At 36.6% G+C, this 26,235-nt stretch carries 22 protein-coding genes; 12 read left to right on the forward strand and 10 right to left on the reverse strand.

Annotated elements, in window-relative coordinates:
- Positions 1–55: 55 nt before the first annotated feature.
- Positions 56–631: a GNAT family N-acetyltransferase gene (locus F896_RS0119695; protein WP_032882128.1), complete on the reverse strand. Its 576-nt coding sequence runs from the start codon at positions 629–631 to the stop codon at positions 56–58.
- 93 nt (positions 632–724) lie between these two features.
- Positions 725–3,364, reverse strand: coding sequence for a DNA mismatch repair protein MutS (gene mutS / locus F896_RS13095; protein WP_016163112.1), 2,640 nt, complete (start codon positions 3,362–3,364; stop codon positions 725–727).
- A gap of 225 nt (positions 3,365–3,589) precedes the next feature.
- On the opposite strand from mutS, the gene F896_RS13090 reads away from it, so the two are divergent.
- From F896_RS13090 to F896_RS13075, 4 genes are all read left to right on the forward strand, one after another.
- A complete protein-coding gene (locus tag F896_RS13090) occupies positions 3,590–4,951 on the forward strand; it encodes a tyrosine-type recombinase/integrase (protein ID WP_016163113.1) in 1,362 nt (453 codons plus the stop codon).
- 344 nt (positions 4,952–5,295) lie between these two features.
- Positions 5,296–7,680, forward strand: a complete 2,385-nt coding sequence (locus F896_RS13085) for a hypothetical protein (RefSeq protein WP_016163114.1) — start codon at positions 5,296–5,298, stop codon at positions 7,678–7,680.
- Between the two features lie 241 nt (positions 7,681–7,921).
- Positions 7,922–8,878 carry a YagK/YfjJ domain-containing protein gene (locus F896_RS13080; protein ID WP_016163115.1) on the forward strand — a complete coding sequence of 319 codons (957 nt, stop codon included), beginning with the start codon at positions 7,922–7,924 and terminating at the stop codon, positions 8,876–8,878.
- 53 nt (positions 8,879–8,931) lie between these two features.
- Entirely contained in the window at positions 8,932–9,795 is an 864-nt protein-coding gene (locus F896_RS13075) for a hypothetical protein (RefSeq protein ID WP_016163116.1), read from the forward strand.
- A 115-nt stretch (positions 9,796–9,910) separates the two neighbouring features.
- On the opposite strand, the gene F896_RS13070 is transcribed toward F896_RS13075, so the two are convergent.
- Together F896_RS13070 and F896_RS13065 are read right to left on the reverse strand one after the other, a co-directional pair.
- The gene (locus F896_RS13070) at positions 9,911–10,414 is read right to left on the reverse strand and encodes a hypothetical protein (protein ID WP_016163117.1); all 504 of its coding nucleotides are present in this window, start codon (positions 10,412–10,414) and stop codon (positions 9,911–9,913) included.
- Positions 10,415–10,527: 113 nt separating this feature from the next.
- Entirely contained in the window at positions 10,528–11,649 is a 1,122-nt protein-coding gene (locus F896_RS13065) for a hypothetical protein (RefSeq protein ID WP_016163118.1), read from the reverse strand.
- 791 nt (positions 11,650–12,440) lie between these two features.
- On the opposite strand from F896_RS13065, the gene F896_RS13060 reads away from it, so the two are divergent.
- The 6 genes from F896_RS13060 to F896_RS13035 all read left to right on the forward strand — a co-directional run bounded on the left by F896_RS13060 (position 12,441) and on the right by F896_RS13035 (position 16,913).
- The gene (locus tag F896_RS13060; RefSeq protein WP_016163119.1) at positions 12,441–12,758 is read left to right on the forward strand and encodes a hypothetical protein; all 318 of its coding nucleotides are present in this window, start codon (positions 12,441–12,443) and stop codon (positions 12,756–12,758) included.
- A 63-nt stretch (positions 12,759–12,821) separates the two neighbouring features.
- On the forward strand, positions 12,822–13,871 hold the full coding sequence (locus F896_RS13055; RefSeq protein ID WP_016163120.1) for a DUF932 domain-containing protein: 1,050 nt from the start codon (positions 12,822–12,824) through the stop codon (positions 13,869–13,871).
- A gap of 149 nt (positions 13,872–14,020) precedes the next feature.
- Entirely contained in the window at positions 14,021–15,148 is a 1,128-nt protein-coding gene (locus tag F896_RS13050) for a YqaJ viral recombinase family nuclease (protein WP_016163121.1), read from the forward strand.
- Positions 15,149–15,291: 143 nt separating this feature from the next.
- Entirely contained in the window at positions 15,292–16,194 is a 903-nt protein-coding gene (locus F896_RS21205; protein ID WP_016163122.1) for a recombination directionality factor, read from the forward strand.
- Positions 16,195–16,282: 88 nt separating this feature from the next.
- On the forward strand, positions 16,283–16,510 hold the full coding sequence (locus tag F896_RS13040; RefSeq protein WP_016163123.1) for a helix-turn-helix transcriptional regulator: 228 nt from the start codon (positions 16,283–16,285) through the stop codon (positions 16,508–16,510).
- A 214-nt stretch (positions 16,511–16,724) separates the two neighbouring features.
- On the forward strand, positions 16,725–16,913 hold the full coding sequence (locus F896_RS13035; RefSeq protein WP_016163124.1) for a PIN domain-containing protein: 189 nt from the start codon (positions 16,725–16,727) through the stop codon (positions 16,911–16,913).
- A 38-nt stretch (positions 16,914–16,951) separates the two neighbouring features.
- Here the strand turns inward: F896_RS13035 and F896_RS13030 are convergent, their stop codons facing one another.
- The 6 genes from F896_RS13030 to F896_RS13010 all read right to left on the reverse strand — a co-directional run bounded on the left by F896_RS13030 (position 16,952) and on the right by F896_RS13010 (position 23,304).
- Complete coding sequence (locus F896_RS13030) at positions 16,952–17,836, reverse strand: plasmid partitioning protein RepB C-terminal domain-containing protein (RefSeq protein ID WP_016163125.1); 885 nt, start codon at positions 17,834–17,836, stop codon at positions 16,952–16,954.
- Between the two features lie 13 nt (positions 17,837–17,849).
- A complete protein-coding gene (locus tag F896_RS13025; protein WP_016163126.1) occupies positions 17,850–18,725 on the reverse strand; it encodes a ParB/RepB/Spo0J family partition protein in 876 nt (291 codons plus the stop codon).
- Complete coding sequence (locus tag F896_RS13020) at positions 18,722–20,287, reverse strand: recombinase family protein (protein ID WP_016163127.1); 1,566 nt, start codon at positions 20,285–20,287, stop codon at positions 18,722–18,724. The genes F896_RS13025 and F896_RS13020 overlap by 4 nt, the downstream gene beginning before the upstream one ends.
- Positions 20,288–20,419: 132 nt before the next feature.
- Positions 20,420–20,800, reverse strand: a complete 381-nt coding sequence (locus tag F896_RS20205; protein ID WP_016163128.1) for a hypothetical protein — start codon at positions 20,798–20,800, stop codon at positions 20,420–20,422.
- 85 nt (positions 20,801–20,885) lie between these two features.
- Positions 20,886–21,830 carry a BsuBI/PstI family type II restriction endonuclease gene (locus F896_RS13015; RefSeq protein ID WP_016163129.1) on the reverse strand — a complete coding sequence of 315 codons (945 nt, stop codon included), beginning with the start codon at positions 21,828–21,830 and terminating at the stop codon, positions 20,886–20,888.
- The gene (locus F896_RS13010; RefSeq protein WP_016163130.1) at positions 21,823–23,304 is read right to left on the reverse strand and encodes an Eco57I restriction-modification methylase domain-containing protein; all 1,482 of its coding nucleotides are present in this window, start codon (positions 23,302–23,304) and stop codon (positions 21,823–21,825) included. The genes F896_RS13015 and F896_RS13010 overlap by 8 nt, the downstream gene beginning before the upstream one ends.
- 249 nt (positions 23,305–23,553) lie before the next feature.
- On the opposite strand from F896_RS13010, the gene F896_RS13005 reads away from it, so the two are divergent.
- Positions 23,554–24,021 (forward strand): toll/interleukin-1 receptor domain-containing protein, encoded by a 468-nt coding sequence (locus F896_RS13005; protein ID WP_016163131.1) that lies wholly within the window; start codon positions 23,554–23,556, stop codon positions 24,019–24,021.
- Between the two features lie 52 nt (positions 24,022–24,073).
- Positions 24,074–26,158 carry an NACHT domain-containing protein gene (locus F896_RS13000; RefSeq protein WP_016163132.1) on the forward strand — a complete coding sequence of 695 codons (2,085 nt, stop codon included), beginning with the start codon at positions 24,074–24,076 and terminating at the stop codon, positions 26,156–26,158.
- The last annotated feature ends 77 nt before the right edge of the window (positions 26,159–26,235 follow it).

A 26,235-nucleotide genomic window follows, 5' to 3' on the forward strand; every position in this document is an offset into this window, starting at 1 on the left:
ATTAACAAGGCTGAGTCATCTACACGCTTTCATTTTTGCTTGGTGTTGTAAAAAGTTAAAGCGTGTAGAGCACGTGGATGTCTTCGGGTTCTCGTTCAAACAGCTGTTGATCAGGTTGTGCTAAAAGTTGAGCGCCTTGTTTAAGATAAAAGTCTACAGTGCGCTTACTTGGGGTAGCCGAAATATAGAGTTGTTTTGCATTGAGTTGCTTTGCAGATGCGATAGCAGCTTGCATCAACTGAGTACCGATACCTAAACCTTGGTGATTAGCATCTACATAAAAATATTGCAGTAACTTTGCTTCAGGATAATCAGCAATGTGCTGATTGGAAACGACCTGTACAGCAATCAGCTGATGAGATTCGTCAAATCCACCTACGCATAAAGCCCCTTGTTGATGTAACTTTTTGAGCAAAGGAGGATCATTTTCCAAATGATAGGCATCCCAATTTTGCTCATCATAAAAACAATCAATGAGTTGCAAATCTAAACCCTGTTGGACATACATTTGGCTGATCAGTTCACGCCGACTAATCTGTTGCCAGATTAGATCAATTTCTGAAAATTGTAAGGTTTTAAACTGAATATTAATTGTGCTTTCCCTTAAGTTGGATACTGAACAAAAATCTATTTAGTCTTTTTAGGTTGAGTGATATCAGTCAAAAATAAACAGGAAATGGTTTTGGAACAAGCTGAAATGATCAACTTGTTCCAGAAAGTACATTTAAGATTTCAGAGCAGCTTTGAGTGAATAAAGCTGCTCTAATGCCTGACGTGGTGTTAAATCATCGACATCAATTTGATGTAATAATTCTAAAGCAGGTGATGGTTTTTCAACCTCAATAACTCGCTCGATAACTTGAGTTTCGATCTCATGTTCAACAGCACTAAACAAATCATTCTGCACGCTACTTTGTAAATGTTGATGCTGTTGTTTTTCCAGAATCTTCAAGCGCTTTTGTGCTTCTTTAATCACGTTGGCAGGGATACCGGCTAACTTGGCAACCTGTAAACCATGACTTTGACTCGCTGGGCCATGTTGAACTTTATGCAGCAAAATCAAATTGCCATTTAGTTCTTGTGCGGTAACATGATAGTTATCAATGCCCGCTTCGCCACCCAATTCAGTCAACTCAAAGTAATGTGTTGCGAATAGGCAGAGGCATTTCACCCGTTTGGTTAAATCAACCACACAGGCCCAAGCCAAGGAAAGACCGTCATAAGTACTGGTACCACGACCAACCTCATCCATCAAGACTAAAGATTGACTGGTCGCATGGTGCAAAATCTGAGAGGTTTCAGTCATCTCGACCATAAAGGTAGATTTACCTGTCGATAAATCATCGGCAGAACCAATACGAGTAAAGATACGGTCAATCGAACCTAGTTTTGCCGATTTAGCGGGTACAAAACTACCGCAATAGGCAAGTAGGCTAATCAAGGCGGTCTGACGCATAAAGGTCGATTTACCCCCCATGTTTGGTCCTGTAATAATCGCCATGCGATGTTGGCTATCTAGGAAGGTATCATTCGGGGTGAATGGGGCTTTATTCAAAGCCTCGACGACAGGATGGCGACCTGCCTGAATTTTGATACTGGTTTCAGGTGTATATTCAGGTCTAGCCCAATTATTGAGTCGAGCTTGATGTGCAAAGTTTGCCAGCACATCAATATAGGCAATTGCAGCACTCATCATCTGTAAATGCGCAATGTTTTGACGCAATTCATCTAATAATGATTCAAATAAAAGTTTTTCACGGGCGAGGGCACGTGACTCGCTAGAAAGAACTTTATCTTCAAAACCTTTCAGTTCTGGCGTGATATAACGCTCAGCATTTTTAAGGGTTTGACGACGAATATAGTCTGCTGGTGCTTGTTCTGCCTGCGCACGGGTGAGTTCAATATAATAGCCACTGACACGGTTGTAGCCAATTTTTAGGGTATTGATCCCAGTACGTTCACGCTCTTTAATCTCCAAGTCAATCAGGAATTGTCCAGCATGATCACGGATTTTACGTAACTCATCCAGTTCATCATCATAACCTTCTGCAATTACATTGCCATCACGTAGTAATACTGGTGGACTTTCAACAATTGCAGCCATCAGATGTTGATGCAGACTCTTAAAGTCACCAAGTTCTTCATCTAATTGAATTAATAATTTAGATTGCTGGGTTTTTAAAACAGGATCTAAGGCATGGCGTAGAAAAGGGATTTGTGCACAAGCCTGACGTAGTTGCACCAAATCTCGCGGACGAGCGCTGCCTAACGCAACACGACTCAGTACACGTTCAATATCGCCAATTTCTTTTAAAACTAAACGAAGTGGTGATTCATGATAGCCCTTTAACAATTGTTCAGTTGCATCAAGACGCGCATCTAAAACAGCAGTATCACGAATAGGCTGCATTAACGTACGGCTCAGTAAGCGTCCGCCCATCGCTGTTTGACAATCATTAATCAATTGGAACAGCGATGTACCATGATCAAATAGTGGTTCAATAATTTCTAAATTGCGACGTGTGATTGGGTCAAGTGCAATGAAGTCGGTACTTTGTTCAATTTGAATTGAACGAATATGTGGTAAAGCTGTTTTTTGGGTTTCTTTCGCATAGTGAATCAACGCCGCGGCAGCAGCTTTCGCGAGAGGAATCGGATCTAATCCAAAACCAGATAAGGTTGAAACACTCAACTGATCGCACAACGTTTTTTGCGCATTATTTAAATTAAAATCAACGTTTGGACGTTTGGTGATTGGACAGTCCAGATTTTTCTTAATTTGTTCAATAATATTTTTATCAATAAGATCTTCATCAATCAGGATTTCGCTTGGCATTAAACGCGCCAGCTCAATTGCGAGTTGTTCAGGTTTATAGTCTTGTTGTTGAACTTTAAAAATACCTGCGCTCAGATCGAGTAAGGCAAAACCAATTTGATTTTGTTGAATACACAGTGCGACCAGATTTGATGATTGGTAACTACCAAGCAGCGCATCATCGGTTAAGGTACCAGGCGTTAAAATACGGACAACTTTACGTTCAACAGGGCCTTTACCTGTGACTTCACCCACTTGTTCACAGATCGCGACTGTACGCCCAGCTTTGACTAAACGCGCGAGATAACCTTCTGCTGCGTGATAAGGAACGCCAGCCATAGGAATCGGTTGACCGCTGGCTTTGCCACGATGGGTGAGGGTGATACCTAAAAGTTTGGCTGCTAAATGTGCATCTTCAAAGAATAGCTCGTAAAAGTCACCCATACGGTAGAACAGCAATGCATGCTGATAGTCTGTTTTGACTTTGAGATACTGCTGCATCATTGGGGTGTGGTTTGAAAGGTCTGCTATGCTATTATTATCATTCATTGTTGTTAAGTCCTTTATTTTCAATGTATTTAATAGTGTTTAACATAAACAGAATATCCGAAGGTGTAGGAGAAAATCTAAGCAAATACAGCCTAAGCCAAAACATTAGTGTAGGTTTTAGTGTAGGTTGTTTTAGTTTAAACTAGCCATCATTCCTTATCAATAATTGGAAAATGGACAGCTTGAAAGGATAACAAATAATTCAGTCTTTCTGTGAGGATTAAAGTGGTTCGTTCAATAGAGCAACAAACAACAATTAAAAAAGCACTTTCAGCTAAGGCGATAGAGAAGATGAAGGTGGGTGATCCTGATAAATCTGATATTGGGGAATATGTGGGGCTGCGGGTGCATTGCGGCAAAACGGGAATGAAGACCTTTTTCTACCGTTATCGTAGTCCTGTGGATGACTCGATCAAACAATATAAGATCGGAAATTTCCCTCAAGTTACATTGGCGGAAGCAAGGATAGAACTGATTCGTTTAAAAGCTGAAAGGAATCAGGGGATTTGTCCAAAACATAAAAAAGAACAGGAAAAGCTTCAACAACAGCTTGAGCAAGAGCATGTACAGAAAGATATATCTCAACTTACTGTACATGACATGATTGAGATGTACTTGACCGAAGTAATTGAAGATCACTGGATTACTGACCCTCGAACAGGGGAAAGGAAAAAGGTCTTGGGTGTGCGTAAGCCCAAAGGTCAAGCTGAAACACGGCGAACCTTGTATGGAGATGCGGTACGGGTTTTGGGAAATCGAGTTGCTTTGGAAGTAACTCGAAAAGATGTGGTAGCTTTAACCAAAGAAATTATTGATCGTGGTTCCAATGTGCAGGCTGGACGGGTATTGTCCGAGTTAACGTTGGCTTATGAATATACCATCGGGTTAGAGCGATTCCCTGCCAATTTTGCCAATCCTGCCTTATTAGCCAAAATGAGTATCAAGCAATCAAGGCTAAAAGTAACCTGTAAAAAGGGTACACGAGTTTTAAATGATCAGGAATTAAAACGTGTATTGGCTTGGTTGCCAACATCAGGATTTACAACACATCAAAAACATATCCTTTATTTAACGTTGTGGACAGGTTGCCGTACTGGAGAATTGTGTGATGCACAATGGAGCGATTTTGATTTAGATCGAGGTATATGGCATCTAAAAGCTTCAAAAAATAGCACTGAGCGTTATGTTCAGTTATCAACCCAATGCCTTAATTTCTTATACTCATTCTACAAACCTGATCAGAAATATTTATTCGCTTCGAGTCGAACAGGGCTTCCTATTCAGCAAAAGTCTTTGAGTGAAATGAAATGGCAACTGAAGAATCCAGAGAAAGTTCAAACGAAATATCGTGCTGAGCAACTTTGGTTAGAAAATATGGATGATTGGAATCCACATGATTTACGGCGGACGGTTAGAACAGGATTGTCTAGGTTAGGCTGTCCTACAGATATTGCAGAAGCAGTTCTAGGGCATTCCAAAAAGGGAATTGAGGGAACGTACAACCTGCATAATTATGAAGCGGAATGTGCGGAGTGGTTGCAGAAATGGGCGAATTACTTGGATAGCATCATGAAAATCAATCATTAAAAAGCTATATCAGGATTCAAACCTTTAAAATTTTTATTTAGATATTCTTAATAATTACTTGGTTGTAACTGTTTCCTTGAAATTAAACACAGGCTTTAGATTCAATCTTAATTAATTTTCACTGACCCTCATTAGCTGAATATTGAAAAGGCATGAGAGAATATTTTCATCTTATTTGTCTCAACATTATCAACACAAATATGAATTATTTTTTAGTTGATATTTTGTTTGCTTAGTCGTTTTTTTGAAAAAATAATGGTTTTGAAAAAATGTGATTAATAGTAACTTTTTGGATATAATTTATATACTGTAATGGCTGATTTTACTTGTTTAGAGCATAGATTATGAAAATAATAGAAATAAAAAAAGAGGATATTTTTAAAATTTTAAGTCAGCGTGCTCAACGGTCAGTGAGAAATCTGAAAGATGAGAATTTCGATCAATCGTTATTTTTCCACGAATCAGTTCAGGTCCTGAAAAACATAGAATTTTTTGTTGATAACATCTTTGATCGCGTGATAACAAGCCTTAGTATCTATGAAGAGGCAGTCAAAAATAATGATCAAAAGCGGCTTGATAAGATACATGCAACTTTCAGTACATTACGTTTTCATCGCAATATGATGAAATTACCGAATGTACGATTTAGTGATAATTTTAATATTTTTAAAAAAATCTACATAAATCCAGAAATCCCAAAAAAATTACAGCAACGACTTTGGATGGCAGGAGTGACTGATCTGGAAGAGTTGCACTTACTTAACCAGTCATTTTTTCAAATTGATGACATTAATATTGCAATCGATAGAAATTGGAATGTAGACAGTTTTCCTAAAGAAAAGTGCTTTGATGGTATATCTAAAATTCAAGAGCAAGACGAGCACAATTACATTTCTAGAGGGGAAAAAAGAAAAGAAAGACTGGATCATTTAGGGAAGATGTATCAATCATTTGATTTTTTGCTTGAACAACTAGGCAGTGTGTATGTTCTTTGTGTAGATGTTCGATTTATCAATTCTTATCAAAACCGCAATACCTATAACTTCGAGAATTTTTTTAGTCTCATTTATCAACAGACTCAATTGATAGGTAATATTTTACAATGCTTACCCAACTTTGTTCGTGCAAATACAAAATTTGAGCATGATTTTCATTTAGGCGTGAATTTGCATTGTATTCTCATTTTTAAGCATTCTCCGAAATTTGATGAACAAGGTTTGGTTGATCAGTTGCAATATCTGTTTGATTTATACTTTAGAAACCAATTTTACATACAGGTACGGAACTGGAATGAAGTTGTTCGTAGAAACTTTTCAAATAAAGCAGTTGGACATATAGGTAAGGCGAATCAGGGCAAGATTGAGCATTTTAAGTATTGGATTTTGAGTTATTTTGCTTCAGTGGATCGCTATATCAAGTTGGAGCGTATTAATGATACAGATGGACAACCTTACGAAATTAATTTTAATTTGGATGTGTTGAATTGTGCTATACCTCAAGTTATGGATGTGATTGTAGTTGATCCTAAACCAGCACTTAAATTTCAACAATTAGTCACACAAACAGATGAAAAGAAAATTTGGTCTACTCGCCAATTGTCAAAGAAAATCAAAATACACATAGAGTTGGCTGAATTGTATTACAGTGAGCGATTTGCTGATAACCAATGTTTAAAACAATATTTACTGGATTTTGAAATTATGGCTGCAATGTTGCAGCAGAGTTTTGAGCAGCCATTTTTAATCCCTATATTGCCATCAGATCAGACGTTAACTGACAAAGCGCTTCGGAAATGTTTGAGTCTGACTGGTAAGCGGCTATTGTCGTTGTTGAAACGTAGTAGCTTACTGAACCAATTGTCACTGGACGATAAAAAACGAAATGTCAGTTTGAATGCACTATTAATGTTTGAAAATTTGAACTTTTCCACAAATACACTAATCCTTCATGAATTATTAACTATTGATATTGCTAAATATATTAATAAATTTGCAGTCTTTTTGTATGAACTCCAACATAAGCCGATGAACAGCATTTTTTTAACATCTGAACATAATACTGATTTTAAAATGTGTCTTGAGAACAATTCGGACACATTAAGTTTATATCTTGATCACAAGCGGAAGGTCTGTAATAAGCGTTTAGCGAGTTCACAAAAATATATTCAGCAGCTTTTAACAGAAGACATTTATTTAGTGCATGTGAAGCTAAGTTGTGAATTGAACAGTGGTGTGTTGAACCAAGACAATTTCTCAAAAGTATTTACTAGTTTTTTAAGAATGGGAAAACGTGCTAAACCTCTCAAATGGTTGTTAGGTTACTTGGGCTTATGGCAATTAGATGCTCATAATAATCCATATGTGGATATATACATGTTTCTTGAAAAAGGCTGTGAGAAACAGGTGAGTCATATTGAACAATTGCTATCAGAATATTGGAATAATTTTATTAAAGAAAAGTGCATAAATTTCTTAGGTGTACCGAGTACAAATATCAGACATGCATCAATTGAGTTGCTGCCCATATATCGTTCCAGATCTGAATACGTTGAAAGTGTTTTATTGATTCAGGTTAAAGATAAACATGCCCATAAATTCATTTTGGAAACTCTAATCAAATTTATTGTGTATCGTGATCTGTTTCAGCTTGCTAGCCAAAAAGATGTGCCAAAGGTACTGATCAAAGGATCTAAGATAAAAAATGATAATAGTCGTAGTCAAAAAAATTAACTTTAGCTTGACTCGGTTAGGTTAAGCCATGTGATTTATGCTCAGGCGGTCTAACCGATTTGCTGTCGAGTTGTAGATTGGCCTTAGCGGGTTATTAAAGTTATTATATCTATTATTAATTATATACTTATCAAAATTTTATTTTACTATCGATTGATTCTTTACTCATATATATGGGTAAACAAGTAAAGAACTACAGACATGACTGTGATATGAATCCTAACATGATGAGTATCACGACATGAATTTGACTACAGTTCTTTGGAATGAATCCAGTATTTGTACTGCGATTGAAGACTTTGTTTATGATGTCTGTTTTGAACAGATGGATGAACAACAATTCAAACAAACATTGAGTACATTATATGAAGCTTTTCAGCATTTCTATTCAGCACAGCTTCACTACGCTGACTCCATCCAGTATTTTATTCAGTGTAAGTATTGGATTGATCATTTTCTGAATGGCCTATCTGCATCACATATCTTGAATTTTAATATTCAACAGGTTCAAACCCTATGCTGTGTACTCAGCCAATATAAATATGATTATTGGAATGAACATGCTCGCTTTATTCAGCAAGAAGAGCAGAATCGAATTTCACTACATCAGTATCTGACTAAACTCTTTACACATTATTCTGAACTGTTGTTTGTACGTGTGGATTTGGGCTATCTCAAAGAGCAACAGGTTTATATGGGTATCGAGAATGTTCAACAACATATGAGCATTTTAAGAAATCGTATCGCAAATCAAGATGGATGTTTCATGGGATTACAAGGATATGCATGGGCATTAGAGCAGGGTGAAAATAAAGGCTATCATTGCCACTTATTGCTGATCTATGATCCATCAAAACGACAGAATGACTGGTATCTCGCTGATCAGGTTTGGCAAATGTGGAATAGTATTACGGGTAATACTGGCGTGCACTTTAATTGTAATACTACGGAATATAAGCAGCAGTTTATGCGGAATGATCGCTTAGGGGTAGGACCTATTCGGTGCAGTAATCCCGTGGAAGTAAGTAACGCCTTGAATGCTGCCATGTATCTGGTCAATCCTGAAAAGTATGCACAGCATCTACGAGCAAAGATACCGTATATGCGTAGCTTTGGTACAGGTCAATTTGAAGTGCATTGGCGTAGAGGTGTTGCCCAAACCTTGCAGCGATGTGGATTTAAGTCAAACAACGATTAAAAAACTACGGCACTCCTAGTGATATGAACCAATAACCTAGGATGTGTTTTCTCATGACGACCTACAATGAAGCTCAAACCTTTTGTGAAATTGAAAAATTTATCAAGGAGGTGGTGGATGACCAAATCAGTTGTGAACAATTCAAGCAACAAATTGTTCCTTTAATCATCAAGTCTAGACGTTTCTTTATTGCTGGTTATGACTATGTTGATTCCATCATTATTTTTAAGCTGATTGAACGAGCCTTGTTTCAAGCAAATAAATATAGATTGTATGAAAATATTTATGATCTGCCCGATCATGTGATTGAGTCGATGATTGCTGATATCCAGTCGCAATTTGAACGGATACAGGACGGTCATCAATACGACCAAAAAAAGAATAAGGCTGAAACGAAGAAGGTCGAACGCTTCTTATTGAATACCATGCAATACACAGATTGCTTAATGATCTTTCCAATGCGATTTGGTATCAGGGAAGGTGTATCGTCATTAGGATTTAACGGTTTTGAGTGTTATGTCAATGCCATATTAAGAGAGGTCAGGGCAAGGGAGACCAATGTATTCCGTTGCATCCATTCAGTGATTTGGAAGATAAAACATCATCCTGAACAGGGCTACTACCTCCAGATCTACTTTATTTATGCTGGACAAGCACAGGACACGACTTTATCTGACCATGCCAATAAACTGATAGCAAAGTGTGAGGAACTCAGTAATGGTTTTGGTGAAGTCTACATTGAAGAGCAAGCTAAAAAAGGATGGTCAGTGAATTGCCAAGATGACAGGCAGATTCAACGGATCCTGCAATTGCTGAAGAGTGATTTCAATGCGAATAGTAAAAATCATTATTTAAGGGTGATGCTAACTCGCGGCAAAACTTTTAATTGTGAACGCATCCCTTTAAAGCTGAAGTAGCTTTATTTAGTAAAATCGATAGAGTTGTCATCGAATAATGGTCTAAGAATGAATCCGCTTAGACCATTATTAATTTCAGTGGAAAAATACGCCACTTGATCTAGGAGTTGAATACCTAAAAATTATAGGTATAAGTCAAACTGCTGTTGGTGGTGACCGTCACTTCACGCACATATTCAGCCGAACAGCCTAAGTAAACTTTTGCCACTGAGCCATAACGCATATTTTGGTAATCGTAAGTGCCTTTGCTTCTACAATTGCCACGATTGATTAAAACACCTGTGATAGTGGTTGGCGCATCATTCAATGACATGATATTCAGTAAATCGGTATAGCCTGTCATGGAGTATTGTGATTCTTCACGACGGACACGTACCTCAAACTGTTCTTGTACAGTGGGTTCAGCCACTTCCTCAGCATTGTATGATCCATCTTCCAGAAAGGATTTATCAACGGCTGGAAAATCATCTTCAGATTGATGTGTCGTTTCAGAAGCATCGGCAGTGCTATTCTCGCTTGTTTGAGTATCTTTGGGCTTTGGTGCATTGTTGTCTGAATTACATGCGGTTAAAGTCAGTAGCAACATACTGGATAAAACAATAGATGGAATAAAATTCATTACACATGCCTATATTTAATCGAATATTGTGATCTACAGGGTTGGGTGAAAGCCCAACTCTGTGTATTTAATTGTTTGGTCAATCAATTTTTTACTTTTTATAAAAGTGGGAATTACTCATCGATCTTTTTAAATACCTTCTCGATCGGCGTGTAGTTATCCAGAGTGAAATCAAAAGGAATTGGCTTTTTCAGTGGCACATCAAATTTCTTTAATCGGGCATTTTCTATACCGTTGAAATGTTTGCGTTGAAAGGACATGGTGCTCGGTTCAAGGATTGCGATTGGCTCATTTGCAGAATCAGCTTGAGTGTTGTTGGCTTGATAAATGACTAAGCTATCTAATTCCAACTTATGGTTATTGAAGTTAAAAATGTAACCGACATACTTTTGTCCACCAGCCGTAATGATATTTTGTGCTAACTCTGGCGTGGATGGTGCAGTGAAATTCACGATCAGATCAGATGCGAAATTCATATTTTCAAAATGTAATTGTTTCGAGTCAGCATCGTAGTAAACAAAGTTATCAATCGGACCACTTGGTCGATCATTGGGTGTGTAGCTGCTCGGCATGAACTGACTTTGTGAAGAGGTCGCATTTAGACTGATTTCTAAAAGCTTCAGGTCATAATTTAGATGGGTATTTTTACTATCTAGTTCTTTTTGAAGTGTCTGAATACGTTGTTGATATTGTTCTGTACTTTCAAATTGATCTTTTTGTGGTGGAATCACCTGCATCGTCGATCTTATATAATTGATGGCTGTATCATGCGCTGCACGCAAAGAATAGTCATCACCTAAAGCAAAAGTGAATGCAGGAAATTGTTGACCTGTATGTCCAATCACTAAAACTTGATTGTTTTTTAAAGCCAGCACATTTCTTAAATCATTGAGAATGGACTGGAAATGCACGCAGTTTGCACAATAATCTGCAACATCATCATTTTCAGCAAACATCTGCAAACCAGAGATGGTTTTATAGGGCGGATAAAAGGAAAAATACCCCTCATCTTTGATGAGTTCCTGAAAGTCTTCTCCCGTCTTTGTTAGTGGAGGTGTAATTTTATTGCGAGCGATAATTAAAGGAGAAGAAGTAGCCTGTGCAGGGGCATTATCATTCAATGATATTTTTTCAATCTTTTGAGTAAGTTCTTTATTCTCTACATCATCTTGTTGTGGTTTTGAGCAGCCGACCAATGCAAGGCTGGTGAGCAGCGCAATTGAAACGTATTTCATCCTATTATTTCCCCATCCAATATTTTTAAAGTTTTTAAAATGAATTATGAAATTGACTGTAATTTCAAATACATTTTGCTTGGCTGTCAGAGGCTCTAGCTATGCTGTTACTGAGCACAATAAGGACACGCCAAATTAGCTGTGCGACGAATTCCATGATTTTTATCCAGCACAAAACACCACTGACCAAAATGGATGCAGTAGTTAATGAATGCCTTGAATCAATCAGGACACAGCGAAAGCGTGTGATAAGTGAATTGGAATGAAATGCCGAAGAGGCGGAGAAAGTGTAGGGGAATAAAGCACAGTAAAATATGTCATGGTTGACTCCTTGGAATTACAAGAAGTTCTGCTACATCACTGCTAAATAATGGTGGCAGAACGAAAGGGGGTTAGCAGACTGGGATCCAAGGAACCAGCACGCACGAGGCGTCCCCCTCTCGCCCTACCATAGAAAAAAGGGGGACACGAGGGTTCCCACAACATACAAAATTACTTTCATATATCGTGCTGGATCTGCGGTCTGCTAAAACCGACTGACAATGTAGGTCAGTCCTTGCATCATAATCGTTGCTAAAAAACAGGTCAATTGATCTATTTAAGCATCATTCAAAAATTGCCTAAAACTGATGATAAAAAACGCATTCTAAAAAAATACAGATACATAGCATCTAAATGAGAACGGTGCTTCTCCATTTGAGATAGCACCAATACATGCTTCAGCTACATCGCAATCATTTTGCCTGCTTCCCTCAGCAGGCTTTTTTTATTCATTTACAGGAAATATCACAATGAGTTTGCCATGTCCTTATTGCCAGTCCCGAGAGACGGTACAACTGCAATCAACCCAACATTTACCCAGTACCTCAACCAATAACCCTATTTCCAATAGTGTCATGTCACCAATGGCACTGGCCACATTAGGCGTGAGTGTTTCTAAAAGTCTGAACATTCCTCCGATTGCAGGCGCAATTGTTGGAGTGCTGATCGGCGGTATCTGGATGTTGATCACTGAAGATGAACAGCAACAGCCATTACAACCCATTTCACGTAGGCAGTATTACTGCAATCACTGTGATCGCAGCTTTAGCCCAAATTTACGCAATTAAGTATTCAGCAAAATTTAAATCTAATGTTTTTACCCATTTAAAATTGATACAGGAATTATTCTTATGGCGCATTTAGTTGAAACAATGGCATTTGTTGGACAAACCCCTTGGCATGGCTTAGGCAATCAACTCACCCCCAATCAACCGATTGAGGTCTGGGCACAACAGGCAGGTATGGACTGGCGGATTGAATCTTCGGATGTCAGTTATATGGCACAGAACCATCGGGGGCAGAGCATTATTATGCCCTTTGAAGAACAAAGGGTTTTATATCGCTCGGATACACATGCACCTTTATCTGTAGTGAGTCAACGCTTTCAAGAAGTCCAACCGATGGAAATCCTACACTTCTATAAAGATCTGACCGAGCAATCAGGTTTTGAATTAGAAACCGCAGGGGTACTCAAGGGTGGAAAGAAATTCTGGGCATTGGCGAAGACAGGACAAACTTCTGCACTCAAGGGCAAAGATGTGAGTCATGGCTATATTCTTCTGGCTACCGCTTGTGATGGCACACTCGCCACCACAGCTCAATTCACTTCAATCCGCGTGGTGTGTAACAACACTTTGGCGATTGCACTCAAAGGACAAAACACCAGTGCAGGCGTAGTTAAAGTCCCACACAGTACCAAATTCGATGCTGAGAAAGTCAAACAGCAACTCGGGATTTCAGTGCGTGCATGGGATGAACACATGTATGAAATGAAGCAGCTCAGCCAACGTAAAGTCACCCAACAGGAAGCAGCAGCCTACTTTGATGCGGTGTTTAATAACACTAACTTGAGTATGGCTGAACAGGATGAAAGCATTATTCAATTCTATCGTAATGCAGCCATGCCAAATCAAACAAGCCCATCCAAAGCAGACAATAAAACTGAACCGAATGGACGTGCCATGTCGAAAGTCATGACTATGTTTAACGGACATGGACGTGGGGCAGAACTGAGCTCAGCTAAGGATACAGCTTACGGTTTACTGTGCAGCATCACCGAGTTTTGTGATCATGAACGTCGAGCCATGAGTACCGATCATCGACTCGATTCAGCATGGTTTGGCGCAGGAGCAGCAATCAAGCAACGTGGTTTAGAACAAGCACTTCGAATGATTGCCTAAATTCAGTTTCAGTTAAGCCAGCTCCATTAGCCTAAGCATACGGTAACACCGTACAAGCATAGCAACACCTTTAGCCGCACCCTCAGATGCGGCTTTTTTTATGCCCAAAATTTAGCTTTTACGATTTTACTCATACAGGAATAGTTACAATGAATAGTCATACTCAAATTCAAAACACTTTAAACCATCCACCTTTACAACCTTATTCACCAAACCTGAATCCACCCACCCAACAGCTTGAGGTGGGAACTCGAACTAAAAGTGACCGACTGAATACGCAGCCACGAAAAACCAAAGCACTCACAGCCAAACGCCTTGCCAATACTAAACAGCTCAATTATCAACAATGGCTAGAGGTCAGAAAACAGGGCATTGGCAGTAGTGATGCGGCAACCGCCTGTGGACTCAATCCCTATATGTCGATGCTAGAACTATGGATGATTAAGACAGGTCGGATGCAACAAAATATCGAGGACGAAAGCGCAGGCTATGCACCGTTGTATTGGGGCAAGCAGTTAGAGCCGCTTGTAGCAGAATACTACAGCATGCACACCAACAATAAGGTGCGTCGAGTCAATGCAGTCTTACAACACCCCGATGAAGACAAACACTTTATGCTTGCCAATCTGGACTATGCCGTGGTGGGCAATGGCGAAGTGCAAATATTAGAGTGTAAAACCGTTGGAGAATATGGCTCAAAACTGTGGCGAGATGGTGTGCCATTGTATGTCCTCTGCCAAGTCCAACATCAATTGGCAGTGACAGGCAAACAAGCTGCACATATCTGTGCCTTGGTTTGTGGGCATGAAACTAAAATCTTTAAAGTGACCCGTAATGAAACGGTGATTCAGCACATCATTAATGCGGAACGTCACTTCTGGCAATGTGTGGAATCAGGTATTCCTCCCAGTGTCGATGCTTCTGATTCAGCAGCCAAAGCCTTGCAACAACTTTATCCAGCACAAACGCCATTACTAGTAGAAGACCTCAGTCAAAATGAACAAGCCAACTATTTATTCAACCAACTGTTAGAAGAGCGACACAAAGTCGAGCAACACCAACAGTATTTTGATGAGCTGAAACATCAACTGCAAATGCTGATGAAAGAAGCTGAGCGAGCAGTGTTCACGGGTGGCTCAGTGACGTGGAAAAAATCACAGGACTCCATCAGCCTAGACAGTAAATCCCTGCTTAAACAACACCCTGAATATTTACAGCAGTTTCCACAAACCAAAGTGGGAACACGAAGATTTCAGATTTATCCGAATGGTGGATAGAGCAGATACGTATATCCAGCATTTCTTTCTTAAACAAACGTATCAACCACCAGAGCCACGTCAAACAACCCGATCCCATACCTCAACAGGTATGGGATTTTTTTATGCCCAAAATTTTAAACAGCTATACAGAGGACATCACCATGATTAAAGGCTTAGCAATTACACCACCCGTTTTAGGTCGTATTAGCATCGGCAAAACTGTCGAAAAGAATGGTAAACGTCTGCCTGAAAAGGATGACCAGTTTACCATTACCAGTCAAATCCAAAATAAAGATGGGTGGGTCAAACATCCGCTCGATGAACAGCTTCGAGCAAAAGCGCCGAATCAAAACCAAAAGCTAAGAAGCATTCCTGTTCGTATGATCTTCAATGATCCTGAACTGAATCTACGGGCAGAGTACAGCCTGTTTGACCGCCAGACTGGACGTTTAATCTGTTCAGGTAATGGCGAAACCTGCCAGCGACTCGGACAAAATGGCATTGAACAGCATTCATGTCCATCCCCTGATTTATGTCCATTGGCACAGGGTGGATTATGCAAGCCTTATGGCAGACTTTACGTCAATTTAGATGAATCGGATGAGTTTGGCACATTCATCTTTAGAACCACAGGTTTTAATAGCATTCGTACTTTGGCAGCACGGCTTCGTTACTATCATGCAGCTTCAGGTGATTTACTGTCATGTTTGCCTTTGCAACTGACTTTACGAGGCAAGAGCACCACGCAAAGTTATCGTACTCCAATCTACTACGTGGATTTAACCTTATGTGATGGTGTGAACTTGCAGGAAGCAATTAGTTCAGCCAAACAGATGGATGAACAGAGTAAGGCAGCAGGGTTTTATCAGGAGGCATTAGATCATGTGGCACGACAGGGTTATGGCAATGCCAGCTTTGAGGTGGGAGGTGAAGAGGGCTTGGATATTGTTGAGGAATTTTATACAGATGAATCAAGACCAGAGCAGTCTCAACAAACACATGAACTGAGCCATGTGCAAGATATTCAGAAAGGCTTGCAGCAGTCGGTGCAGGCTTTGAATTGATTGTATGGAAGCAGGACGTTTTTTCTTACAGCGAGCTCTATTATTTGAGCGAAATTGCGCTCGCATCATTGATTGGGAGAAAAACATCATGAATGCGTTCACAGGTCAAACTTTTCAGGTACATCAACTCATTAGTATTAAACAAGTGGTAGAGTACACAGGTCTTAGTCGTTCTACTGTTTATGACATAATGAACGAAAAATCTCCATACTACGATTCTACTTTTCCAAAGAAAATTAAAATGACACAAAATCGTATTTGTTGGTCAGCTTTAGAAATCAATCAATGGATTGAGTCCAAGATGGCTGAACGTTGAGAGGGCTCATGCTCTCTTTTTTTCAAAATCGTATTCAAGATGTGTAAATATCGGAGTAAAGTTGAGCTATTTACCGCTAAAGTTTGATTAAAATGGCAGAGTAAAGCTGAGCCACTATACAGCTACACTCTTCTTATATGGGAGAGGAACCTCATAAGGTTGTATACATAGAACTCTATACCAAAGCAAGGATTAACTCAATTACAGGGAAAATATGCCTGCCTGTCCAGTCGGTGCAGATGAGGTAATTCTGGAAGCATTGGAACGATTAGGAATAAAATATACTTTGGTGAGTTTGCTGTTGCATATTTGGCAGGGAAATCAACGTAAATCCCTGCTTCTTGAGAAATTGAAACGCCATGTCTATTTTAACGATATTTATCTGCGGGGCGTAAAAAATTAATGTTTGAGTTGCATAAGACTTTCCTCACTGCTCTATCGTTACTTTGAGTTAAAAGAGTCTAACTGAATTAATGATTCAAAATTTTCAAGTAGATCAGAATGATATTTAGCTAAATAATTTTTTATATTGTTGTTTGATATCATTTTTCTAAGATATCCAATTGCTAAAACTAAATTTAATGTAGTCTGGGCATGATCTTGTTCAATAGATTTATATTGCAAATGTAAGTGTGCAATATCATTTTCTATTTTTTTGATTGCATCACTAGATGTACCATTTTTATTTGATTTTTTGGATGGAGTTACCAAAAAATTAGGGTTTGTTGCGACTAGTAATGCTTTTGCATAGTTCACTGTCAGATTATTTACAGATAGCATAATTTCTACACACTCAAGTTGCCTTATTGGTTTCATTTTTTTTAGTATAAAAAAGACCTGTTGAGATATTTCTCTATCTTTTAATAATTCAATAACTTCTGGACAAACTCCATTAAGAAGATTAACTTTTGATTTAATATATCTAACATCAATATTAAGTGTTTTTGCAAGTCGCTCCTCATTGACTCCACGTTTAATTGCCTTTCTAATCATCAGGTGCTCTTGAACTGTTGCTAGGCGATTCGTTTGTTTATTATGGGTATAACTCTCATCATCTGTTGACATTAAACAGGGGACTTCTGTGAACCCCAACTCTTTTAAAATTTCAAAGCGCATGTGGCCATCAAGTAGAGAATACATTTGTTTCTCACTCTGTATTTCAAAAATAGATAATGGTTCAATAATGCCTACTTCAATAATTGAAGCTTTGATTTGCTTATACTTTCTAGCATATCGATTATGTTCAGCTAAAAATTTAGTTACTAATATTTGTTCAATTGGGATATATAATGGTTCTAAATTAAATGCGATTTTTATTTGTTTCATGATATGACCCGACTTAAAGCATTTGCTCATTAAGATATTGAGGGAGACTATCCAATGATTCAGCACGTAATAGGGTGGAAAAATGTTCGTCTTTTCTTAGACGCATTAATGCCCCTGTAATAAATGCTAATTTCTGCTGATTTTGCTCTGATTTTTTGACAGCGATTTGTTGTCGTTGGACTTCTTTTTGATAGGTCCTGACAATATCATTTGTAGATACCTTATTATTTGTTTGATATTGTCCATAGCCAAGACTTTTACTTGAATTCTGTCTGCGATCAATAACTTTTTTTGCCTGTAGGAGTTGATTACCCTTTAATTCGCCTGATTCATAAGCTTCCTGTAATGCAATTTGCATATCTAGATTATTATTTGCTGTTTTACTTATTGTAATAGCTACACTTAAAGGAATACGTTTTTGTTCGACTGCATACAGTAAGCGCTCCTCTCCACTTTTTAGTAGGGTAATAATGCCCTTAATGTAGTCAGGGGTTAATCCCGTTTTTTGTGCAATTGCATATTTGTCATAACCCAGATCTGATAGTCTTTCAATACTACCCAGTAGATCCAGTGCTCGATGCTGTTTTCTTGCAATATTCTCTACAAGACTCATTATTAAAGCTTCTTCTTCATCAACATCAATAATTCTTGCAGGAATCTCTATTTCTCCAAGAGCTTTAAAGGCTTTTATTCGTCCTTCACCACAAATAAGCTGGTAAGGTAGATTTCCAGTGACATTTTGTGTAACAGTAATTGGCTTTTTTAAACCCACAAGGCGAATACTTTCTACAATTTCCGCAAATACTTTTTCATTCCGTTCTCTAGGGTTCAAGACTTCTATTTGTTCAATTTTGATAAAATGAATTGTTTCATTTTTAATTGGATTCATGCTATTAATCTCCATTTAACGTGTTCTGCCATGCCATATAAGAAATTAAGATTATCAAAACGATAACTGTCTAGTTCAATTGGATTAAATTCGCCGAGACTTATCTTTTCTTGCATAAAATCGAGTCTTGGTAATAGGTAATAATCCTTAACTGCTGTATTTGTCTGGTTGAGTCTAACTACAACTGTAATATCAGGGTTAAGTGTTGTATCAAATCGAACTTTCCATCGGTAATTACCACTTGATAGTTGATGTGATCGGGTAAGTACTAGAGAAATACTAATTTCATCATTGATGAAAATAAGATCAGTTAAAGGATCTTTATGAATGATACCTTTCAACTTTGTCATTTCTTCAATAGCTTGCTGTGTAATTTCAGGATGAAGACGGCGTAAGAATTTATTTACTTTAAGGTATTGGTAATCACGCTTAGGTGTAAAACCAACAAGTTCATAAGCTCTTAATAGACTACCAAAGCGATTTGAATAAACGGAAGTTGTGGGAACATCATCCGATTCATTAATGATAAGACCAGATAGATAGCCATGTTTTTGATAAAGAAGTTTGAGTTGCTCTAGTAGTTCCTGCTCTGTATATCTGCGAGAACGTTCACGGATAATACCTTGGGCGGTATAAAATATATCGACAGGGACAATAGCTTCAAAGGCATTATCTTTTCTGATCCATTGTTCTTGTGGATTTCGTATATGGATTTTCTTTAATTTGTTAGATGTTCTATTAAATACATTATGTCCAATGTATTTAGGGTTGGTTAAAATTTCATGTACTGTGTCTCTTGTCCATGCTCGGTTAAAGTCAGTTTTAATCCCTTTTTCATTTAGGCGGTAAGCGATATGCTTTTCGGATAGGCTTTGATTAATAAACCAATCATAGATTTGATGGACAATTTCAATCTCTTCCTCTGGACCTGGTATAAGAATTACACGATCCATTTGGAAGCTTTTATGTTGTCCCATTTTAAGTGAAATAGTTTTACCATCATGAGTGATTAACGCCCGTCTTAAACCAAAGCCAGCAGTTCCACCTTGTCGAAATCCCATTTGTATTAAGCGGCATTGACCAATAAAGACTTTGTTGGATAGTTCTCTACTGTATTCACCAGCCATTGTTCTTTTAAAACTTTTCATGGTCGTGGAAAAGAATGTGCCATCATTCGCAAATTGTTCTGCACAATAAATGATTTCTATTCCTGCTTGACGGCATGTGTATTCATAATAGGCACTTTCATCAGCATCTTGAAAGCGTCCCCAACGACTAATGTCATAAACAAGAATTAAGTTAAAATCGATATTATTTGATTGAACATCTTTAAGTAACTGTTGAAGGCTAGGACGCCCATTGATATTAAGTCCACTTTTTCCATCATCTTCGTAAGTTCTTACAATTTCAATATTATGTTTATCCGCATATTCACGAATTTTATCAGCTTGGTTTAAGGTAGAATTTTGTTGAAGATCAGTAGACATCCGAACGTATTGAGCTGCTCGGATACGAGGCTCTAAATTTAAGCTTCCTTGTTGACAGGTATTTGTTTGGTTCATACGATTGACCTAAATCAAAGGGCTATTAACAGTTTAGATTGACCTAAATCTGTTAATAGTTTTCATGTAAATTAAAGCCTATCAATAAGTTATTGAGCTGCCTATAGAGTCAATATTGACATTTCAATATGCTTAACTATTTGATAATGCTTCTAATTTAATGGTTATTGAATCCATATTGTCAGTAAACTCAATAATGGTTAGACGATAACTTTTTGATTTTAATTGTAATTTTATAGGCAGATTGCTTTTTGATAGAGCTATATTGTTATCGTTTTTTTTTCCTTTCCTACGATTTCGTTGATATTCTGGATTTTTCTCCCACCATTTTTTACTCGCTATAGCTTGCATTTCTGGGTAATCAGGATCGGTTTGCATTTTGTTCTTATGCCATATAGATTTACCTTCTTTTTTGCATTCATTATTGGGGCAGTATTTCTGATTTGGATGTTGAGGTAAGGGAGTGAATAAACAATTACATATCAGACATTTACGGGGTGCGGAAGTATTCATAACAAATTACCTTGATATTAAAAGGAATTTGTATGATTACTTGATTTAAGAAACTAAGCTTAAATTCTCTTTTTGAGAGGTTCATTTAATAAGGTCCTAAAAATCTGACCCCATTAAAATGAATCAAATGAGTTGGGGCATCTGCGACCCAGACTTCTGTCTCCCATGCAATATCACCTAAATATTTACGCATAATTGCACGATCAGGAAAGGCTGTGACATACACTAAACCAGCGGATGAATTTGCAAATAACTGAGCCAGTTCCTCATGACGTTTGCCATCTACAGGACCATGACTGGTGACTGATTCAATCAGAATCAACCAATCCTTTTCAGAAAAATACAAAACAACGTCTGGCATCTTACCGTGTTTGTTGATTGTTACTCCTAGCTCTGCTAATAGGGTTTCATTGAAATGGCCTACTTTTGAGCCTGTATCGCCAGCATAGATCAGTGTTGAATTAGGTGCAAATCGAGGTGCAAAATCTTCAATGATCTTTTTGATTAATTCACTATGAGAACCTGGTGTAAGAAGAATTTCAGTATTGCTATCAATCTGTACAGGAACTAATAAATGTTCTCTTTCCTTTGCGTATTTAGAAACCAACGTATCTCGATCTGCTAAATATTTTTCAATGTTGCTTTCCCATTGATCTGTACCAAAGTTCTGCAACAAGACTTTAGCATTGGGCTCAATTTGATACACGGTTTTTCCACTGTTGACAGGGCGATTCGGCTCATATGGATTATAAAGAATCAATCCAGCACTAACGAACTGATGTAATGTTTGTCGTCTTACTGTCTCACGAGAATTTGGTGCATATTGCTTTTGATAGTTCAAATTCATCCAGTCCATGATAGGCGTGACACCCATCAACGGAGCTTTTAAATCCTGCCATTTTCCATCAGGTTGTAAATCTAAAAGAGCCAAGAGAGTTAAAGCTGAACGTTCTTGTTGCTGTTTAGGTGGAAAGCCCAATTGTTTTAAAATAGAAATTGCATCAGAAATATATTGATGGCTTTCAGACATTTTGAACTAACTCCATGACTTTCTGATCAATTTGATCTTGCTGTATCTGCTTGTATTCATTTGCCCATAAGCCCAATATTTTTAACTGTTCAATATTAGGGTAGGGTAGTTTTTTTAGATCACCGACATTGATTTGTGTATGACCGCTAAACTGGCGGAAATATTGGTCTACGATATTGCTGTTTAGGTAAATAGTTAAACCCAGTGCAATTTCAGAATTTAAGCCTGCTTTTTTGATATGAAAAACATTGAGGTGGTTTTCAAAAGCGAAATACGAATAATCTGTTAATAAACTTTGATCAAGGAAATGAGCAACAATACGATGCTTTTGTTCCTTTGGTGAAAAACGTCTAACAATACAATAGTCACCAGCTTGGTAAACCATTTTCATTGTTTGTTCATTGAGCCTAAGTGCGTTAGGTTTTTTATGCTGAGGATTTATCCAGACCAGAGATGAAATACCATCAAAGTGGCTAGGGTAAAATAGGGGCACATGCTGATCTTTAGGAAGATCAAAACATAATTCCTCTTTAACCCTGAAATCTACAACTGGACCTGTAGAGACCTGTAAACCTAATTCTTCCAAATTGGAAGAAAATAGCTGGTTGAGTTGAGTATCAGATTGAGCTGTAGTGGGGATATGAATAAATTTATCCTTATCAGCAGGATATACAATTTTAGAAAATGGATAAGATTCTTTCTTTAAATTTTTAAAACTGGAATTAGTAGAATGACTTATACACACGTCACTATCTTGAGTGGAGCCTTTCTGTAAATGCATAATAATATTTTCTTGCAAGATACTTTCATCTTGGAAAACATCTTGTCGAGATTCAAAGGTATGAATGGTTTTAATTGCTGAACGTTCTAAGATGAATTCTCTAAAAGGTCTAAAGTAAGTTCCATTACAGAAACTACGAGGTAAAATGACAACAAGTTCACCCTGATCTGCCAATAGTTCTAAAGATAAGGCAACGAAAGCAGCATATAGGTTGACGACCTCAATACCTAATTTCCCTAATAATAAACGCTCTTTAGATTTGGCATTAATTTTTTTATAGGGTGGGTTAAGAATAATCAGGTCATAGGACTGTCTTTTTTCCAAAAGACTTTGATAGGCAAAATCTATAAAGTTTTCATTACATGCTTCAAGTTTTGCTGGTTTAAACATTTCTAAATTATGCTGAAGTGTAGTAATGAGTTGTTTATCTAATTCTACTGCGGTTACATCAAAAGAGCTATGAGGGTAGGTGTCCTGAATCCTTTGGAGTAAAGCACTACTTAGGCAACCGATACCTGCTCCTGCATCTAAAATTTTGTACCGTTCTTTGTCTTTAAGCTCAAATAATGATGCCATAAAAACGGCAATTTCAGTAGGCGTAAAATATTGTCCCAAGCTTGCTTTATGCTGGGAAGTAGTGTGTGTGGAGTATGATTGTCGAATCTGATCAATATTCGCAAGTACGCTATTCATGAAATGAGTATAAAAGTCGATGCAGTTTTCAGTAGTCTATCATTGATTGAAATAATCTTTTGGTATTTTTGGTTGAGCACGTCAATTTATGTCGTAAGTTTTGTTGGTGGTTTTATATTTAATAGAGTGCTGGCTGAAATAATTCAATTTATGCTGAAAATTAGTGGTATTCGCAATAAGTTCCTTTTTTTTTGTTGTTAGTCCGTGTATAAAAGATGAAATTTAAAATTTATTAAAAATGAGGATAACGTGTCAAATTTGAATGTCTTTCTTAGTTATTGTCATGAAGATGAACAATTCAAGTTAAAATTACTGAAATATTTGAAACCAGTCTTGAAAGGGTTTAACGCTTCACTTTGGCATGATGGAAATATTTTGACAGGGCAATCTTTAGAAGATTCAATTCAAGAAGCTCTTGAACAAAGCACAATATTTATTTGCTTAATTAGCTCAGATTATTTAGCTTCGGATTATTGTATTGACAAAGAATTAGAATATGCACTTGATAAGCAAAAAATTGGTAAGGCAAATATATTCCCAGTAGTTTTAAGAAAGTGTAACTGGACTCATACGATTTTTTATGATTTGAAATGTCAACCGAAAGATGCGAAGCCAGTAATTAAGTGGGATGATGAAGATGATGTTTATACAGAAATTTCTGATGAACTAGCAAAGGTATTAAAAAGTTTGACTAGTAATAATATTAAAAAAAAGTGAATTAACAATATCTAGTTGCTATTCTAGTGGGTTAATTTCTTTTGATAAATACTTGAATGATCTGGGAGTTACAATAAAACATTCTAAGAAAGATTTTATAACAATAGATGATATTTTTGTTTATCCTGATATTAAATGTGTTGATGATAATTTAACAGTTAAAAAATATAAGTGGACAGTTGGTGAAGTTTTAGATAAATATAATTATATTTATTTCCTAGGTAATGAAGAGTCTGGAAAAACAACATTAATGAAAAGATTGGCTAAAGATTATCTATGTCAAGGTTATAGTCCAATTATTGTTAATGCAGAAAATCTTAAAAATATAGATGAAAAACAAATATTACAAGATTTTAATGAAAGATTCGGTTTGAGTTTTTCCATGGATTCAAGCAAAACAATTTTACTTATTGATAATTTTTCAAAACAACGTTTAAAAGATAATGTTTTAGATAGATTTTTAAGTGAAATTACCGAAAAGTTCTTTAAAGTTTTTATTTTTGTTGATAAAAACAATTTTTTTATGAATAGTAATAAGTATTTAAAATATAAACTTAAAGAGGTTGAAATATTAAACTTTGGATATGCAAAGAGGAATGAGCTTTATAAGAAATGGTATAGTATTGGTGAAGATATAGATGTTTTAAAAACTGATAATGAAATGTATGGTAAAATAGATACACTGGCAAATCACTTTGATATCTTAATGAAGAAGAATATAATGGACTCTAGGCCGATTTATATTCTAACTATTATTCAAACATTAGAAAATATGAGTACAAATAATAATTATCAGCTAACTTCATATGGGCAATGCTATTATGTATTGCTAACAGGGATGCTTAAAAAAGCAAATATATCTTTAACGAATGATTTAGATGGTTTTTTAAATTTCTTATCTTTTTTAGCTTATTATTTGTATGCTCATAATCTAGAGTCAATTTGTGATGAAGAATTAAATCAAATTATAGCTGAGTATTCTAGTAAATATATTGCCCCAAGAGATATTAAAAAAGTTTTATTGAGTTCGGGTGTGTTTGTCACTCCAGACGATGATTCAATGCGTTTCTCACAAAAGTATTTATATTATTTTTGTTGTGCTAAACACTTGGCCGATAATGCTATTGAATTAGCTGATGAAATTACTCTACTTTGTAAAAATATGCATAATGAAAATAAAGCTAATATATTAATTTTTTTAGTTCATCATTTAAGATCAACTAATATTTTACAAGAAATTCTTAATCATGCTATATGTTTAATGGATGGTATTTCTGTTTTTGATATGAACCTTGAGCAATGTAAGGCGTTTAAAGGGCTATTAGGAGAAGAAATTCAAAAAGTTGTTTATGAAGATAAAAATTCTGAGGATCAACGAGAACTTTATTATAGGAATAAAGAAAAAATAGAGGATGCGAATGAAAATTCTGATTTGTTCGATCTTTCTGTTGATGAGAAAGAATTAGATATTAAAAAAAGTGAACTTGAAGAAAAAATAGATTTTAGTTTATTTCAACAAGCAACTTCATCAATTAGAAGCATCGAAGTCCTTGGTCAGATAGCAAAAAATAGACACTCTTCAATTAATAGAAATGATTTAAGTGACATACTAATGGTTGCATATGATAACGGCCTTAAAGTTTTGAATTTCTATTTGAATATATTTAAAGATACAGAAAATGATCTAAAAGAGTTTATTAAGTCAATTGTTTCTGATAAAGGAGAAATATCTCCTGAAGAATCAAAAAAAGTTGCAGAGAAAATTATACATCAAATTTGTTTTAGTATTTGTATGTATATTATTCAACTTATTTCCAAGTCTACTGCACATAGCCAATTATTGGAAATATCAGAAAAATTGACAGAACAAAAAGATACACCAGCTTACTTTCTTGTTGATTTATATTCACGACTGATAATTCAGAAAGAATTGCCAAAATCTTTGATTAAGAAGATTAAAAAAGAGAATGAAAATAATCCATTAGTATATTCATTGTTACAACAGTTAGTTGTTGGTCATCTATATCTTCATAATGTTGATTATAGAGAAAAACAATGGATTCAGGACAACATAAATGTTAAGGTTGCCGATCAAATCAGAGCTACAAGCAATCAAGCATTGAAACAATTGAATTAAATTTTACACATTCTATAGGTTTGCTATAGAATGTGTTTATTATTTTGTAATATGCACTATTAAGGAAGAGATAATTT

The sequence above is a fragment of the Acinetobacter genomosp. 15BJ genome (assembly GCF_000400715.1).
Lineage (GTDB): Bacteria > Pseudomonadota > Gammaproteobacteria > Pseudomonadales > Moraxellaceae > Acinetobacter.